Consider the following 15,470-nt stretch of genomic DNA (forward strand, 5'->3'; position numbering starts at 1 on the left):
TTTGATATGTATTCTTTAGATTTTTTAGCCTCAAAATTAGATGGTGAAGTCAAGGGTGACAAAAGTATTGAGATAAGTAGGATAGCTACTCTAGAAAAAGCCAGTGTTGGAGATATTTCTTTTTGTACAAATCCTAAATATTTAAAAGCATTATCCGAAACTAAAGCTTCTGCGGTTTTGATCACAGAGGAGGCATTAGACTTTTGCAATACTAATGCGGTAGTACTGTCTAATCCATATATGGCTTTAGCCAAAGTTATGGAGCTTTTTGATAAGTCTCCTCAGCCAGATGGTAAAATACATAGTAAGGCTGTAATAGCCTCAAGTGCAGTTATTGGTGAGAATGTAACTATAGGTGCAAATGCTGTTGTAGGTGAAAATGTTATTATTGGTGATAATGTATTTGTTGGCTCGTGTGCAACCATCGATGAAGGTACCAGAGTAGGCAATGATACTCTTATAAAGAGTAATGTATCTATTGCTCATGATGTTCAAATTGGAGCTAATTGTATAATACATCAAAATGCTGTTATTGGTTGTGATGGGTTCGGAAATGCCAGAGATGATGATGGTAGTTGGACTAAAATTCCTCAACTAGGAAGAGTTATAATTGAGGATGATGTTGAAATCGGTTCTGGAACGACTGTCGATAGAGGGGCTATAGATGATACTATTATTAAAAAAGGCGCGCGTATTGATAATTTAGTGCAGATAGCTCATAATGTAATTATTGGTCGTAATACTGCCTTAGCAGGTGTGACGGCGGTCGCAGGAAGTACAACTATAGGAAATAATTGCTTGATAGGAGGGCAGTCCGCGATAACTGGTCATATAAATATTTGTGATAACACAATTATTGGTGGAGCATCTAATATAGGTAAGTCCATTACTGAGCCTGGGATGTATTATGCTGCGTTTGAAGCTAAGCCAAGAATTCAATGGGGACGATTTGTAGCTAAGCTATCTAAGATTGACAGTTTGATAAAAAAAGTAAAACAACTAGAAGATAAATTAAATAAGTAAGGATTATTGCATGAGCCAGTTTGATGAAAAAAATAAGCATATAGATGTAATGGGGATTAGAAAGATTTTACCTCATAGGTATCCTTTTGCTCTTTTAGACAAGATTGTTGATTGGAGTATTGAAGATAGAACGATCGTAGCTCATAAAAATGTAACTATTAATGAAGACTTTTTTAATGGACATTTTCCAGAGTTTCCAGTGATGCCTGGTGTACTAATTGTTGAGGCTATGGCTCAAGCAACAGCTATACTTGGTGAGTTGATGGCCGAGACTTTATTTGCTCATGTTGTTGCCAAAGCTGGTGGTGGAAGAAGAACATTTATGCTAGCAGGTATTGATAAGGTAAGAGTAAAAAGACCAGTTGTTCCAGGTGATGTTCTAGTTATTGAATCACGTATGGTTAAGCAGAAGAATATTATCTGTACAGCTGAGTCTGTAGCTAAAGTTGATGGACAAATAGTTTGTTCAGCTGAATTAATGGCAGCATATAAGGATTATTAATTGTGATACATAGTTTGGCAGTAGTACATGAAAGCGCCAAAATAGCCGAAAGTGCTATAATAGGACCATTCTGTGTTATTGGAGAAAATGCTGTTATAGATGATGGTACAGAGCTTAAGAGCCATGTTACTATTGGTGACAATACAGTAATAGGTAAAAATAACCGAATTTTCCAGTATGCATCAATTGGTGATGACCCTATTGATTATACTTACAGGAAAGGTGACTTTTCTCAAGTTGTTATCGGCGATAATAATATTATTAGAGAGTGTGTCACTATACATGGTGGTACATCAAAAGAGACAGGCATTACAACAGTTGGCAATAATAACCTTATTATGTGTTATGTACACATAGGTCATGATTGTAAGGTTGGAAATAATGTCAGTCTGGTTAATGGTGTGGGTCTTGCTGGTCATGTTCATATTGATGATTTTGCTATTTTGAGTTCAAATGTTGGTATTCATCAGTTTTGTAGGGTTGGTAAGCATGCATTTATAGCTCATGCTGCTCTTGTTGGTAAGGATGTGCCTCCATATTTAATGGTTACAGCAGTAACAGCAGGTGCTACTCCATGTGGTATTAACACAGAAGGTCTTAAACGAAGAGGGTTTACGCCAGAAGAGTTGAAGAAAATTAAAGAGGTTTATAGGGTATTGTACCGCAAAGGCTTAATGATTAAAGAAGCTTTTGAAGTTATCAAGGATATGGCACATGAAGAGCCTGTGCTAGAACCATTCGTTGATGTAATAAGTACTTCACGCAGAGGTATACTGAGATAATGAGAATTGGCATTGTAGCTGGAGAACTTTCAGGGGATCAGTTGGGTGCAACTCTTGTTGAAGCGCTAAAGAAAAAATATCCAAATGCTGAAATTGAAGGCATTGGTGGTCCGAAGATGGAGGCTCAGGGTTTTAAAAGTCTGTATCCGATGGATGCTTTATCGTTAATAGGTTTTCTTGAAATTCTTTCAAAAGGTCTTAGTATATTAAATATACGTAGAAAAATAATTAAGTATTTTAAACATAACAAGCCAGACATATTTATTGGTATCGATGCACCAGATTTTAATCTTACGGTAGAAAAAAAATTAAGAGCAAGTGGTATTAAGACTATACATTATGTAAGTCCTAAAATATGGGTATGGCGAGAGTATCGTATTAAAAAAATCAGAAAAGCAACAGATAAGATTCTAGCAATTTTGCCTTTTGAAGTTGAGTACTATAAAAATAGACACAATTTTGAGGCAATATATGTAGGCCATCCACTTGCCAAAAATATATCCTTAGAGATTGATAGGTCAAAATATAAAAAGCGTTTAGGTCTTGAAAATGTAGAACTACCAATATTGTCAGTATTGCCAGGAAGTAGAACTACCGAAGTAACTAGATTATTGCCATTATTTTTAGATGCTATAGAAAAGCTACAGGAGTCCGGATATAAGTTCAAGGCTATTATGCCATTAGCCAAACCATCTCTTAAGCCAATATTTGATCAATATAACTCACAAATTAGGAGTTTGGGAATTGAGGTTCTTGAAACAAATTCTCACGATGTATTGAAAGCTTCAGATTTAAGTTTATTAGCTTCAGGTACGGCAACTTTGGAGGCTATGTTGTGTAAATTACCCATGGTTGTTGGTTACAAGCTATCTAAACTTTCTGCATTCATTGGTAGAATTCTTATACGAGGACATAGTTACTGGGCTTTTCCAAATATTTTGCATAAGAGTGAAATAATAAAAGAGCTAATCCAAGAAGATTGTACGGTAGATAATCTTTTTTATGAATTAAAAAGGTTATTTGATGATAAGCAAAGAAATAATTATATAGTTCAAGAGTTTAAAAAAATCCATGAGCATATGGTTGTTGATACAGAGGAAAAGATCATAGAAGTATTGGATTCAATTATAGAAAAATCTTAATTTTTATAATCTTTAAATATATAATACATGAGTATAAAAAACACCGCAGGTACTAAATAAATGACATTGATATTAGCTTTAGTTTTAATTTTAGTAGTCTTAATTATAATAGATTTATTTCGTAAAAGTTTGAGAGTTAGGCAGAAAGATATTTTGGCAAATATTGAATATGCAAATAGTCAAGAGCTTGTGAGTCAAGCAAAAAATCCATCGGGTAAGGCGTATGTTGAAGATGTTCAACGTGAATATCCATTGTTAAGAGATGGTTTTTTACTTATTTATTTTGAGGGTGTGCAATCTATACAAGTTAAAGATTTGGCAACTTTTTTAAAATACTATGGTATTAAATTTACAGATGAAAATGTTTTTCAGAAAATAAATTATAAAGATGTAATTTTTAGCATATTACCTGATAGTGAAGGGCAAGAGTTCTCAGCTGCTAATGAAGGAGAAATTAGGGGAGTAATAGCGGTAATGAATTATAGAAAGCTAGCTGACATAGGCTATGATGTTAAAACATGTTATGAGCTTATGCTTGATATACTTAAGGCTTTAGCAAAGTCCTTCAATGGTACTTTGATGAATGAGCATAAGGTTCGACTTACAAAAAAAGATAAACAAAATTATTTAGCAGCTATACTATAATCACTAGACTAAAAGTTTTATTTTATTCCCTAATTGTAAATCAACTGATTTCTTGCTTGTTTCTAATCTTATAAAATATTTTTTGAATTAAGTTTATTCGTGATAAGATGTTTAAATTTGAAGTATTTGAAACAATTTTTATTGGAAGTATATAAATTAGAATTATTTATTTGGTGGGCCCAGTAGGACTCGAACCTACGACCTACGGATTATGAGTCCGGCGCTCTAACCAACTGAGCTATAGGCCCAAAACTATAGACAGAATTATATTTCAAATATGGTATTTAGTCAACAGATATTTTACTTAAGTTATGATTATTTATAGATTTTCGATGAGGTTCCGACTATAAGAGGATCAGGAGCAATAGCTACTTCAGGATCTTTGTTATCATAATCTATGCTGTTCAATATATATCTGATAGCATTTATCCTTGCTCGTTTCTTATCGTCCGATTTAACTATTACCCATGGTGCATAAGGTTTATCTGTATATATAAACATTCTTTCTTTAGCCTCAGTGTAATCATCCCACTTATCTAGAGATGCTTTATCAATAGGGCTAAGCTTCCACTGTTTTAAGGGGTGATTCTCTCTAGCTGCAAATCTATCTTTTTGTTCTTGTTGGCTTACAGAGAACCAAAACTTAATAATTATTGTACCGCTATCGACTAGCATTTTTTCAAGCTGAGGGGCTTGTTCTAGGAATAAGAAATATTCTCTCTCAGTACAGAAGCCCATAACTCGTTCTACACCAGCTCTGTTGTACCAAGATCTATCAAAAAGTATTATATCTCCCCCTGATGGAAGGTGTTCAATATATCTTTGAAAGTACCATTGGTTTCTTTCTCTTTCGGAAGGTTTTTCTAACGCTATCACTTTAGCGCCACGTGGATTTAAGTGCTCCATAACTCTTTTTATTGTACCACCTTTTCCAGCCGCATCTCTTCCTTCGAAAATAATTAGAACTTTTTTGTTATTTTCTTTAACCCATTTTTGAAATTTTAATAATTCTATTTGCAAATGATGTTTTTGTTTTTCATATACCTTGCGAGGAATCTTATGTTTGTATGGAAATATATTCTCGACAAAGAGCTTTTGACGCTCCTCTTGGCTTAAAACTTTCATATAAAAATTAAATAATATTCACCATAGATAATATATTACCATATGGGATGAATATTCGCTAAATAGATTAATTTTTTACAGGTTTTATGTTGAGCTTAAGACTAAATAGTATGTAAAAGATAGAGAAAATTAATATTATCGATATGAAAGGCGTTGGTGTTTTGATTGGATACATTAAAACAGCTAAAAATGTAGAAATAGATGCAAGCATTGTAAATATAAAAGTAAATGTTTTGATAAATTTACTTTTACTTATATGCTCTGTTCTTGATAGATAGATATATTTTATTGGTATGAATGAAAATATAGAAAGTAGAATTATTACGATTTCATTTATCCATTGGGGCGATTGGAAGCATAACATATACATTGCCATTACATTCCAGTAACTAGGAAAGCCAACAAAAAAATGATCATCAGTTTTAGCGTTAGTTTGACAAAACTGATATGATGATGAAATTGTTATCATTACGACTACAGGGATTAACCATTCTTGTGAGACTATGCCAGAGACATATATCCAAATACAGGGAACAATAGAGTATGTTGTGAAATCTATAATATTATCAAGTAATGCACCATCTAGAGGAGCTAATTTTTTGATATCTACTAGTCTAGCAAGGCTACCATCAATAGAGTCAATAAAGATAGCCATAATTATACTAAACATGGAAAGTTTAATATAATAGTGATGAAGATCTATTTGGTTGGTTACACTAGCTTTGGCAGCTTCTATAGAGAAAATAATAGCGAGTATACCAAATACAGCTCCTAATGAAGTAAATAGGTGTACTAACCAAGCATAAATTTTTTGAATAATTTGCATAGTATTGTTAGTTTTAAAATTTGTTATAAAATAAATAATTACAAAATTGTAACAAAAATAGTTAATAGTTTCTATTAATAACTAAATCAATAAGTTTTTCTAAATTTTGCGTAGAAAGATTCTTTTTGTTTAACTCAGATAGTAATTTTCTAATCTCATTTTTTTTATCAAATAAGTATTTGTTTGCACCATCAAGTCCCATTAGTGATACATAAGTAGATTTATTTGCATTAATATCTTTACCGCTAGTTTTACCAAGCTCCTGAGTTGATCTTGTAACATCTAAAATATCGTCTTTAATCTGGAAGCATAAACCAATTAAATCAGAAACTTTTGTTAAGATAGCTTCGAACTCATCATTATTATATTTTGAGACGATATAAGGTAGGACGATACTCGCTCTAAACATTTTTGCAGTTTTGTTTATGTGAAGTATTTCTAAATCTTGTAATTTTAGATTTTGATTTTCACCATCTATATCTAATTGCTGTCCTCCAACCATACCTTCTAAGCCACAGCACTTTGCAAATACAATATTAACCTTTTTCAGTTTATAGATATCATTTATGTCTAAAGTATTGATAATCTCAAATCCCAACGATTGTAAGGCATCTCCTGCTAGTATTGCTGTAGCTTCATTGAATTTTATATGACAAGTAGGTTTGCCTCTTCGTAAGACATCATTATCCATCGCTGGAAGATCATCATGTATTAGAGAGTAAGTGTGTATGCACTCTATAGCAAAAGCAATCTTATGGCAGTTTTGAAGGTCTATGTTGAATGCCTCACCTAGGGCATACACAAATTGAGCACGTATCCTTTTTCCACCACTAAAAAAACTGTATTTCATTGCTTCTTTGAGCTTTTTAGAGGGAGATTGTATCTCTGAAAACGCTTTTTCTGAAAAAATATTAAAGCTTTCTAATGAGGTGTTAGTGCTCATAAGAATTTCACTATGTTATTATATTGTTTTTCTAGAACATCACTGTGGGCTTCAAATGTTTTTAGAGAGCCTTCAGACATTTGCTCTAGGTATTCTTTATTATCTAGTAGTTTAATTACATTTTCAGCAAGTTCTGTATGATTTCTTACTCTTATCAGTGCTCTATTACGTATTAGTTCTTTTGAAATCTGACTAAAGTTATAAAGGCTTGTGCCACTTATAATAGGTTTTGCGAGAGCTGCAGGTTCTAATAGATTGTGACCACCGTTATCTATTAGTGTACCACCAACAAATGTAATAGTAGAAATATAGTATAAATGAAGTAACTCTCCCATTGTATCGCCTAAATATACCTGAATATGATTAGAAATCTCGTCAATACAAGAAGACCTTTTTTGATAAGAGAGTCCTTCATTAATAATGAGTTTTTCGACTTTTTGGAAACGTTCCTTATGTCTTGGTACTATTATCAATAGGCAATCTGGGTGAGTAATTAATATTTTTTTGTGAGCTGCAAGTATTATCTCTTCTTCACCTTGATGAGTGCTACCTGCGATCCATACTGGTCTACCATTTATACTTTGCTTAATATTTAGCATCTTATCTTCAAGATTTTCAGGAGTTATAAGGTTGTATTTTAAGTTACCAGTTACTGTGATTTTTTCTTTATCAACGCCTAATGAACAGAATCTTTTTGCATCTTTTTCTGTTTGGGCGTTTATTTGAGCGATATTTTTGAAGAGAAAGTCTTTACCAAAAGGTATTTTGGTGTAGTTTCTCATTGATCTTCTTGATAAGCGCGCATTTGTTATTATTACAGGAATATTTTCAGCAAAACATTTATTTAGTATATTTGGCCATATCTCAGTTTCAATGATTACAAAAGCTTTAGGGTTAACCTTTACAAAGAAACTATTTACAAATGGTATTGTGTCATAAGGGATATACATGTGATGTACATTTTCATGTTTGCTGTAGAGGTTTTTGACAACATCGCTACCTGTAGGTGTTGTGGTTGTTATGACAAAATTTTCATTAGGAAAGTTTTTTAATAATTCTCTTACTAACGGTTCTGCTGATACAGTTTCACCAACAGATACAGAATGAATCCAAATGCAATCTTTCAAACGAAGTTTCGTCTGAGCAAATCTTTCACCCCATCTTTGCCTGTAGCTACTATTTTTGAGACTTCTTTTCAGCTTTTTAAGGTATATGAAAGGTACATATATAATAAATAAACTTGAATATATATGTGCAAGAGAAACGTACAGTATTCTTTTTAAATGTTCCACACTTCTACCTAAAAGCTTACTTATCTAGTAATGATTATCAGTTTAATTGTTTTATTTTAGCATATAAGACAAAAATTTATATCATAAGAGATAAAAAAAACACAAGCCCTCTATAGTTGATTAATAATTTTACTAAGTGCTATAGCTCTATGACTAATTTTATTTTTTTCATCATTTGATAATTCTGCTAAGGTTTTTTGTAATTTAGGTAAGAAAAATACAGGATCGTACCCAAAGCCATACTCACCAGAGCGAATATGGGTGATTTCACCATCTAAGAAGCCATATTCTAGTACTGGGGTAGGATCTTTTTCATTCCTAACGTAAGCTAAAGCACAGACAAAGCGTGCAGTACGATTATCTTTATTTTTTAGATTAGTAAGCAGCTTTTGTATATTTGCATCATCATCGCCATGCTTGCCTGCGTATCTTGCAGAGTAAATACCAGGGTCACCTGCTAATGAAAATACTTCAAGTCCAGAGTCATCAGCTATTGCTGGTAGCCCTGTATTTTTTGAGCAGTGCCTTGCTTTGATGATGGCATTTTCAATGAAACTAAGACCTGTTTCTTTAGCATCACTAATATTGAATTTTGTTTGAGGTATGATTTTGATATTTTTTTGCTTAAATATCTCAATAAATTCGTTGATTTTTCCTTTATTACTTGAAGCTAAGACTATTTCTTTCATTTGTGTGTTTTTTTAAGTTTTGTATTTGTCTATATATTAGCAATAATTATTTCAAATGTTATAGTTATATAACTATAGAGTAAAAATATAGAGATATTATTTATGAAAGTATGTTTTATTGGTGGTGGTAATATGGCTGCTGCAATGATCGCAGGAATGGTTAATCATGGCTATGATGGTCAGGATATTATTGTTTTTGATAGAAATGAAGATAAAAGAGAAAATTTAGTTAGTCGATATGGGATACGGTTTTCGGACTCTTTACTAGAGTCAATTGCTATAGCTGATATTATTATTTTAGCTGTAAAGCCACAAGGTATGATTAGTCTAATTAGGGATATTAGAGATCATACTAGAGATGATCAGACAATAGTTACGGTAGCAGCAGGCATCAAAACTAATGATTATGAGAGAATGTTTGCTAAGAATATTTCTTTCGCAAGGACTATTCCTAATACGCCTAGTAGCTTAGGCTACGGTGCCACTGGAATATTTTTTAATAAAAATATTAGTGATGAAAATAAGTCAGAAGTTATTAATATTATTAAGACAATGGGAGAGGTCGCTGTAGTTGAAAAAGAAGATGAGATTGATGTTATTGCAGCTATAGCAAGTTCTGGTCCAGCATATTATTTTCAATTTATGGAGCATATGGTCAATGCTGCTGTCAAAAGAGGGTTGGATAAACAACAAGCTGAAAAGCTTGTTGCTCAAACGTGTCTTGGTGCTGCGCAGATGGCTTTGAAGGGTGACGAGGATATGGCTACTTTAAGAAAAAATGTAACATCTAAAAAAGGTATAACTTTTGAAGCGTTGTATACTTTTGAGAAGTTTGATCTTGGTGCAATTATAGATGATGCTATACAAGCAAATATCACTAGAGCAGGGCAGTTGGCTCAAGAATTTAGTTCGGAGATCTCTTAATTAGTGACCTCTATTTTGGTTGATATTTTGTGTACTTTATAATTTAAAATAAATATTTATTTTATGTATCTTATGCTATATACTTGGTTTGATAAATATTTTTTTATAAGTTTTATAACAGTATAGGTGAGTTTATGAGGCTATTATTGGCTGAAGATGATCTTAATTTAGGCGAAGGCTTGCTAGAAGCATTGCAGAAAGAAGGTCTTATTGTTAACTTGGTTTCTGATGGAGAAGCAGCACAAACTTTCATAGAGTCTGGTTTATATGACATAGTTGTACTTGATATAGGTATGCCAATTAAAACTGGTCTTGAAGTTCTTAGAAATGTTAGAAATAAAGGTATTAAAGTACCAATTATTCTTTTAACAGCTCGAGATGGTTTAGAAGATAGAATTAAAGGCTTAGACTTGGGTGCTGATGATTATCTTACTAAACCTTTTGAACTTAAAGAGTTAGTGGCAAGAATTAAAGCGATATCTCGCAGGATAGATACAAGATCCGGCAAAAGTACTAAAGAAGAAATTAAGTTTGGCGATTACAGCTTTAATCCTAGTTCTGAGACAGTAACTAAAGATGGTGTTATTATTCCAGTATCAAAAAAAGAGCTAGCGCTTTTAGCTATTCTAGTACAAAATGCAGGTCGTGTTGTACCAAAAACACAGCTTTTGGAAGAAGTGTACTCTACTGATAAAGAAATGGATACTAATACTCTAGAAGTACACATGCATAATTTAAGAAAGAAAATCAATATTCCAAACTTTATACAAACAATCAGAGGTGTTGGTTACTTTGTTCAAAAGGATAAAGTAGTTAAGTAATTTCATGGAACTATTGAATTATATCCTAAGTTTAGGTTTTACTTTTTGGCTTTTGTTTTTAACTGTTGCAAGTGGTTTAATCTATTTAATTGATTTGATATTTTTTCAAAGACCAAGATTAAAACCTTATGCTGAGGGATTAAAAGGTCTATCTAAGAAGCAAAAACGACAGTTTTACAAAGATAATGGCCTTAAAGCTCCTTTAATAGCAGATCAAGCTAGATCTTTGTTTAGTGTATTTTTGGTAGTTTTTTTGCTTAGAACATTTCTTATAGGAAACTTCCTTATTCCCACAGCTTCTATGACGCCAACATTACCTGTTGGAGATTTTATATTTGTTAATAAGGCTGCCTATGGTATTCGAGCACCTTTTACTAATGAAACTCTAATAAAAACAGGTGAACCTAAAAGAGGCGACATTTTAGTATTTCATTTCCCGGTTAATCCGAGTGTGGATTTTGTCAAGAGAGTTATTGGGATCCCTGGAGATGTTATCTCCTATAAAAATAAAATGCTGACGATTAATGGTAAAAAACTTGAGTACACAAATTGTGATATTGATGCTGTCAATTATTATAATCAGTCATTAGCTAATGGGAGTGGTGATACAATTTGTACCGAAGATCTTGACGGTGTTAAACATCAAGTTGATTGGATTGAATCTGTGAAAGGTACTGATTTTGGAGATCTTAAAGTCCCCGCGGGACATTATTTTGTAATGGGTGATAATAGAGATAATAGCGAAGATAGTCGTTATTGGGGTTTTGTTCCAGAGAAAGATCTTGTTGGTAAAGCCAAGATTGTATGGATGAGTTGGGATAAAGTTGATAAGAAAGTTCGCTGGAGTGAAATAGGTAAGGTCTTTTAAGTAAATGGTTCCCGAATATTCTCGATTATATAAAATTCTTGGTTATAGCTTCAAAAATTATACTCTATTAGTCAGAGCACTGACTCATCGTAGTAAAACAAAGAAAAACTATGAAAGATTAGAGTTCTTAGGAGATTCTATTTTAGGCTTTGTAATAGCTGAAGTATTGTATATGGAGTTTCCTGATTTGGCAGAAGGTAAGCTTTCACAAATCAGATCTAAGCTAGTTAAAGGAGTAACTTTAGCAAATTTAGCTCTAAATTTTAAATTAGATGAATATATTATCTTAGGTGCTAGTGAACAAGGTGGACATAAGCGAGAGAAAATATTAGAAGATGTGTTTGAGGCTATTATAGGAGCAATTTATTTAGATAGTGATTTTGCTACTGTTAAAAAGGTTATAGTAAATTGGTACAAACCAGTTATATCAACTCTTAATTTAGATGATGTAAAAGTCAAGGATAGTAAGTCTAAATTACAAGAAATTCTATTGCAAAATGGTCTAAGTCTTCCTGAGTATAGTATTGAAACTATCGATGGTAAAGATCATGAACAAGAGTTTACAGTGAAAGCATTATCTAATGATTTAAATATTAAAGTGCGTGCAAAAGGTACATCACGAAAAAAAGCAGAGCAGAAAGCTGCTGAGAAGATGATACAAATACTATCACAACAAGGCTTACATGAAAAAAAATAGATTAAATCTCAATGGTGTGGTTGTCATAAATAAGACTCAAGGTCTTAGTTCAAATAAAGTTTTGCAACAATTAAAGTATATATTTAATGCTCAAAAAGCCGGTCATACAGGAACATTAGATCCTATGGCAACAGGTGTTTTGCCTATATGTTTTGGTAGAGCTACTAAGATAGCACAATACCTTTTAGACTCTGATAAGGAATATATTGCGACTATTAAATTAGGTGTTGAAACAGATAGTGGAGACGCTGAGGGCGAAATAATAGCAAAAAATGCTGATATTCCAGAGTTGTCGGTGGAGTATCTAGAAACAGTTTTAGCAAAATTTCGTGGAGATATTGTGCAAATACCTCCAATGTATTCAGCTCTTAAACATAATGGACAACCTCTTTATAAGCTAGCAAGAGAGGGTAAGACTATCGAGGTAAAGCCGCGTAATATCAATATATATGAATTAGAACTACTAGAGTTCAATACAGATTCATTAAAAATAAGAGTTAAATGTTCAAAGGGAACATATATTCGTAGCTTAGCAATAGATATTGGTAAAGCTTTGGGTTGTGGTGGACACTTGATCGCTCTGCAAAGAACTCAAAGTGGGCCTTTTAGAATTGAAACAGCTCTTGATTTAGATAACTTAAAAGATTTAAGTTTTGAACAAAAACTTGTTAGTATAGCTAGTGTAGAGAGTGTATTTATTGATAAACCAATATACTCTTTAGTAGAAGAAGAAAAAGATGATTTATACAAAAGAGGACTTTTTGCTGACAAATCTCATCTTGATGGAACGGTCAGGATATACGATGATGAGAAGTTTGTTGCTATAGCAGAGTTTGATAAAGGTAAGTTAATAAGTAAAAAATTTTTTGACCAGGATATATTCATAAGTGAGTAAATATAATATACATAATGATCCTAATAAGGATCTTGAAGCACAAAAGTACGAGAATCCGATTCCAAGTAGAGAAGTAATCCTAAATTATATAAGAGATACTAATATTCCTGTTAGTATAGAAAACATAGCAAATGCTTTAGAGATATTTAAAAAAAATCTTTTTGATGGTCTTGTAAATCGTTTGGGTGCAATGGTTAGAGATGTCCAGTTAGAAAAAGATAGATCATACTATAGTCTGCCTGAAATAGCACCGATATATATCACATCTAAAGTGACAGCTGATAGAGATTCTCGCTTAGAGCTATTTAGTCATACTTTAAATACTAAGGTGGGTATAGTCTCTCATCAAGCAAAAATGGTAATGGTTGGTGATGAAGTAACTGCAAAGGTACTAGGACTTAATAAACGTGGTCGTATAGATGCAGAGATTCAAACAATAGTTTCAAGAGCACAAAAAACTATCACAGGATATTACTACAAGAGCTTTGATTGCGATTTTATTAAGCCGGTAAGTAAGAGCATGACAAGTGATATAGTGCTATTACCTCCAAAGCAAAAAATAGAACATAACTCTTTAATCGAAGCTGAGATTATTGTTTATCCTAGTATAAATAGTGTAGCTGTTGCTAAATTTAAACAAGAGGTCGAAGCAGTATCTCCTGTTAAAGAAGCAATGATGATGGCAACGCAGAAATATGATTTAATTGAGCAGTGGAGTAAAAAAACTTTACGCTATTTAGATGATATTTCTGATGATGTAATTGTTGGTAATAGAGTTGATTTACGTAATGAGAACTTTGTAACTATTGATGGTGAAGATGCCAAAGATTTTGATGATGCTGTCTATGCGTATAAGACTAAAAGTGGTAGCTGGAAGTTATATGTTGCAATTGCAGATGTATCAAACTACGTTGAGAAAGATTCTAGTTTAGATTTAGATGCTAAGCGTCGTTCGACTTCTGTTTATTTCCCTGGGTATGTTATTCCAATGCTACCAGAGAAGTTATCAAATGGATTGTGTTCGTTGAAGCCTAATGAAGATAGATATTCTTTAGTTTGTGAGATGAATATTAGTAAAGAGGGTAAGCTATCTAGATATAAGTTCTATTCTGCTGTCATAAACTCAAAGGCGCGTTTAACTTATACAGAAGTCGCAAAGCTTATAGAGAAGAAACAAAACACAATAGTTGAAAAAACTCCTGAATTGGTGCCTAATATCTTTGATTTGTATGAGTTATATAAAGTACTTCATCAAGCTAGGCAAGAGCGAGGTGCTATAGACTTTGATACAGTTGAAACACAAATAATATTAAATGATCATAATCATATTGAATCAATAGTGCCAAGACATCGTAATGATGCGCACAGGCTTATAGAAGAATGTATGCTTGTAGCAAACGTTGCTGCGGCTAAATTTACTATTAAGCATAAAAAAACATCGCCATTTAGAGTTCATAGTGAGCCTAAAGAAGATAGGATGGAAACTCTCAAGAAGTATCTTGCCAAGCATGGTATACATCTTGCTTATGGTAAAAATGGCAAAGTTACACCAAAAGCTTTAGCAGAAATGCTAGATAGTATAAAAGATCGTCCTGACTATGATGATATCCAGATGATGACTTTACGTAGTATGAATCAAGCAGTGTACAGTATAAATAATGATGGACACTTTGGGTTAGCATATAGTGAGTATACACATTTCACATCACCAATTCGTAGATATCCAGATTTAGTGGTACACAGAATAATCAAATCAATTATTGGTGAATATGAGCATGGTGGAGCTGATTATAAACCTTCTGAATTAGCAAATATTTGTGAGAATGCTTCTGATCAAGAGCGAAATGCTGATGGTGCATCAAAACAAGTTGAGAACTGGTTGAAATGTTATTTCATGCAAGATTATATTGGTCATGTTCTAGAGGCTCAAATCAAGCATGTAAATGGTTTGGGTCTATTTGCTGAGTTAAAGGATATGTATATAGAAGGATTGATACATGTTTCGGCGATTCCAGGGGATTATTATATTTATGATGAAGCAAAAGATATATTAATTGGTAAGAGAACTCATAAAGTTTATAAGATAGGTCAAGATATAACTGTAAGAGTCGTAAGAGCAGATCTTGATAGAATTCATATAGACTTTGAGTTATATGATCCGCGTAAACCTTTTGTTGAGGGTAGCTCAAATAAGTCATTTGGTAAAAAGGCTAAAAAACCAGCTAAAAAGGCTAAAAAGAATAAATCAAGACGTAAAAGAAAAAGTAAAACAAAAGTAAAAGTAACCGAATAAATT

At 32.7% G+C, this 15,470-nt stretch carries 16 protein-coding genes and 1 tRNA gene; 11 read left to right on the forward strand and 6 right to left on the reverse strand.

The features are described 5' to 3' along the window. Positions 1 to 6: 6 nt before the first annotated feature. Genes lpxD through FTPG_RS04435 form a run of 5 tightly spaced genes read left to right on the forward strand, consistent with a single transcriptional unit; the run spans position 7 to position 4,094 of the window. The gene (gene lpxD / locus FTPG_RS04415) at positions 7 to 1,023 is read left to right on the forward strand and encodes a UDP-3-O-(3-hydroxymyristoyl)glucosamine N-acyltransferase (protein ID WP_004287221.1); all 1,017 of its coding nucleotides are present in this window, start codon (positions 7 to 9) and stop codon (positions 1,021 to 1,023) included. 10 nt (positions 1,024 to 1,033) lie between these two features. Continuing rightward, positions 1,034 to 1,525, forward strand: a complete 492-nt coding sequence (fabZ, locus tag FTPG_RS04420) for a 3-hydroxyacyl-ACP dehydratase FabZ (RefSeq protein ID WP_004287222.1) — start codon at positions 1,034 to 1,036, stop codon at positions 1,523 to 1,525. A gap of 2 nt (positions 1,526 to 1,527) precedes the next feature. Further along, positions 1,528 to 2,307: an acyl-ACP--UDP-N-acetylglucosamine O-acyltransferase gene (lpxA, locus tag FTPG_RS04425; RefSeq protein WP_004287223.1), complete on the forward strand. Its 780-nt coding sequence runs from the start codon at positions 1,528 to 1,530 to the stop codon at positions 2,305 to 2,307. After that, on the forward strand, positions 2,307 to 3,449 hold the full coding sequence (gene lpxB / locus FTPG_RS04430) for a lipid-A-disaccharide synthase (protein ID WP_004287224.1): 1,143 nt from the start codon (positions 2,307 to 2,309) through the stop codon (positions 3,447 to 3,449). The genes lpxA and lpxB overlap by 1 nt, the downstream gene beginning before the upstream one ends. A gap of 60 nt (positions 3,450 to 3,509) precedes the next feature. Beyond that, a complete protein-coding gene (locus tag FTPG_RS04435) occupies positions 3,510 to 4,094 on the forward strand; it encodes a cell division protein ZipA C-terminal FtsZ-binding domain-containing protein (protein ID WP_004287225.1) in 585 nt (194 codons plus the stop codon). A 171-nt stretch (positions 4,095 to 4,265) separates the two neighbouring features. Here FTPG_RS04435 and FTPG_RS04440 read toward each other — a convergent pair. The 6 genes from FTPG_RS04440 to rdgB form a co-directional block, all read right to left on the reverse strand. After that, a tRNA-Ile gene (locus tag FTPG_RS04440) sits at positions 4,266 to 4,342 on the reverse strand. 67 nt (positions 4,343 to 4,409) lie between these two features. Beyond that, positions 4,410 to 5,219: a polyphosphate kinase 2 gene (gene ppk2 / locus FTPG_RS04445; RefSeq protein WP_004287226.1), complete on the reverse strand. Its 810-nt coding sequence runs from the start codon at positions 5,217 to 5,219 to the stop codon at positions 4,410 to 4,412. A 67-nt stretch (positions 5,220 to 5,286) separates the two neighbouring features. Beyond that, the gene (locus FTPG_RS04450; RefSeq protein ID WP_004287227.1) at positions 5,287 to 6,045 is read right to left on the reverse strand and encodes a CDP-alcohol phosphatidyltransferase family protein; all 759 of its coding nucleotides are present in this window, start codon (positions 6,043 to 6,045) and stop codon (positions 5,287 to 5,289) included. 61 nt (positions 6,046 to 6,106) lie between these two features. Continuing rightward, positions 6,107 to 6,988 (reverse strand): polyprenyl synthetase family protein, encoded by an 882-nt coding sequence (locus FTPG_RS04455; protein ID WP_004287228.1) that lies wholly within the window; start codon positions 6,986 to 6,988, stop codon positions 6,107 to 6,109. Further along, positions 6,985 to 8,280 (reverse strand): lipid IV(A) 3-deoxy-D-manno-octulosonic acid transferase, encoded by a 1,296-nt coding sequence (waaA, locus tag FTPG_RS04460; protein WP_004287229.1) that lies wholly within the window; start codon positions 8,278 to 8,280, stop codon positions 6,985 to 6,987. The genes FTPG_RS04455 and waaA overlap by 4 nt, the downstream gene beginning before the upstream one ends. A gap of 110 nt (positions 8,281 to 8,390) precedes the next feature. Then, positions 8,391 to 8,969 carry an RdgB/HAM1 family non-canonical purine NTP pyrophosphatase gene (gene rdgB, locus FTPG_RS04465; RefSeq protein ID WP_004287230.1) on the reverse strand — a complete coding sequence of 193 codons (579 nt, stop codon included), beginning with the start codon at positions 8,967 to 8,969 and terminating at the stop codon, positions 8,391 to 8,393. Positions 8,970 to 9,071: 102 nt separating this feature from the next. Between rdgB and proC the strand changes: the two genes are divergently transcribed. From proC to rnr, 6 genes are all read left to right on the forward strand, one after another. Further along, a complete protein-coding gene (gene proC, locus FTPG_RS04470) occupies positions 9,072 to 9,893 on the forward strand; it encodes a pyrroline-5-carboxylate reductase (RefSeq protein WP_004287231.1) in 822 nt (273 codons plus the stop codon). 134 nt (positions 9,894 to 10,027) lie between these two features. After that, entirely contained in the window at positions 10,028 to 10,714 is a 687-nt protein-coding gene (qseB, locus tag FTPG_RS04475) for a response regulator QseB (RefSeq protein WP_004287232.1), read from the forward strand. Between the two features lie 4 nt (positions 10,715 to 10,718). Further along, a complete protein-coding gene (lepB, locus tag FTPG_RS04480) occupies positions 10,719 to 11,582 on the forward strand; it encodes a signal peptidase I (RefSeq protein WP_004287233.1) in 864 nt (287 codons plus the stop codon). Between the two features lie 4 nt (positions 11,583 to 11,586). Beyond that, a complete protein-coding gene (gene rnc, locus FTPG_RS04485) occupies positions 11,587 to 12,279 on the forward strand; it encodes a ribonuclease III (protein ID WP_004287234.1) in 693 nt (230 codons plus the stop codon). Next, a complete protein-coding gene (gene truB, locus FTPG_RS04490) occupies positions 12,266 to 13,174 on the forward strand; it encodes a tRNA pseudouridine(55) synthase TruB (RefSeq protein WP_004287235.1) in 909 nt (302 codons plus the stop codon). The genes rnc and truB overlap by 14 nt, the downstream gene beginning before the upstream one ends. Beyond that, positions 13,167 to 15,467 (forward strand): ribonuclease R, encoded by a 2,301-nt coding sequence (rnr, locus tag FTPG_RS04495; RefSeq protein WP_004287236.1) that lies wholly within the window; start codon positions 13,167 to 13,169, stop codon positions 15,465 to 15,467. The genes truB and rnr overlap by 8 nt, the downstream gene beginning before the upstream one ends. The last annotated feature ends 3 nt before the right edge of the window (positions 15,468 to 15,470 follow it).

Source organism: Francisella philomiragia subsp. philomiragia ATCC 25015 (assembly GCF_000156715.1).
In the GTDB taxonomy this organism is placed as follows: Bacteria; Pseudomonadota; Gammaproteobacteria; order Francisellales; family Francisellaceae; genus Francisella; species Francisella philomiragia.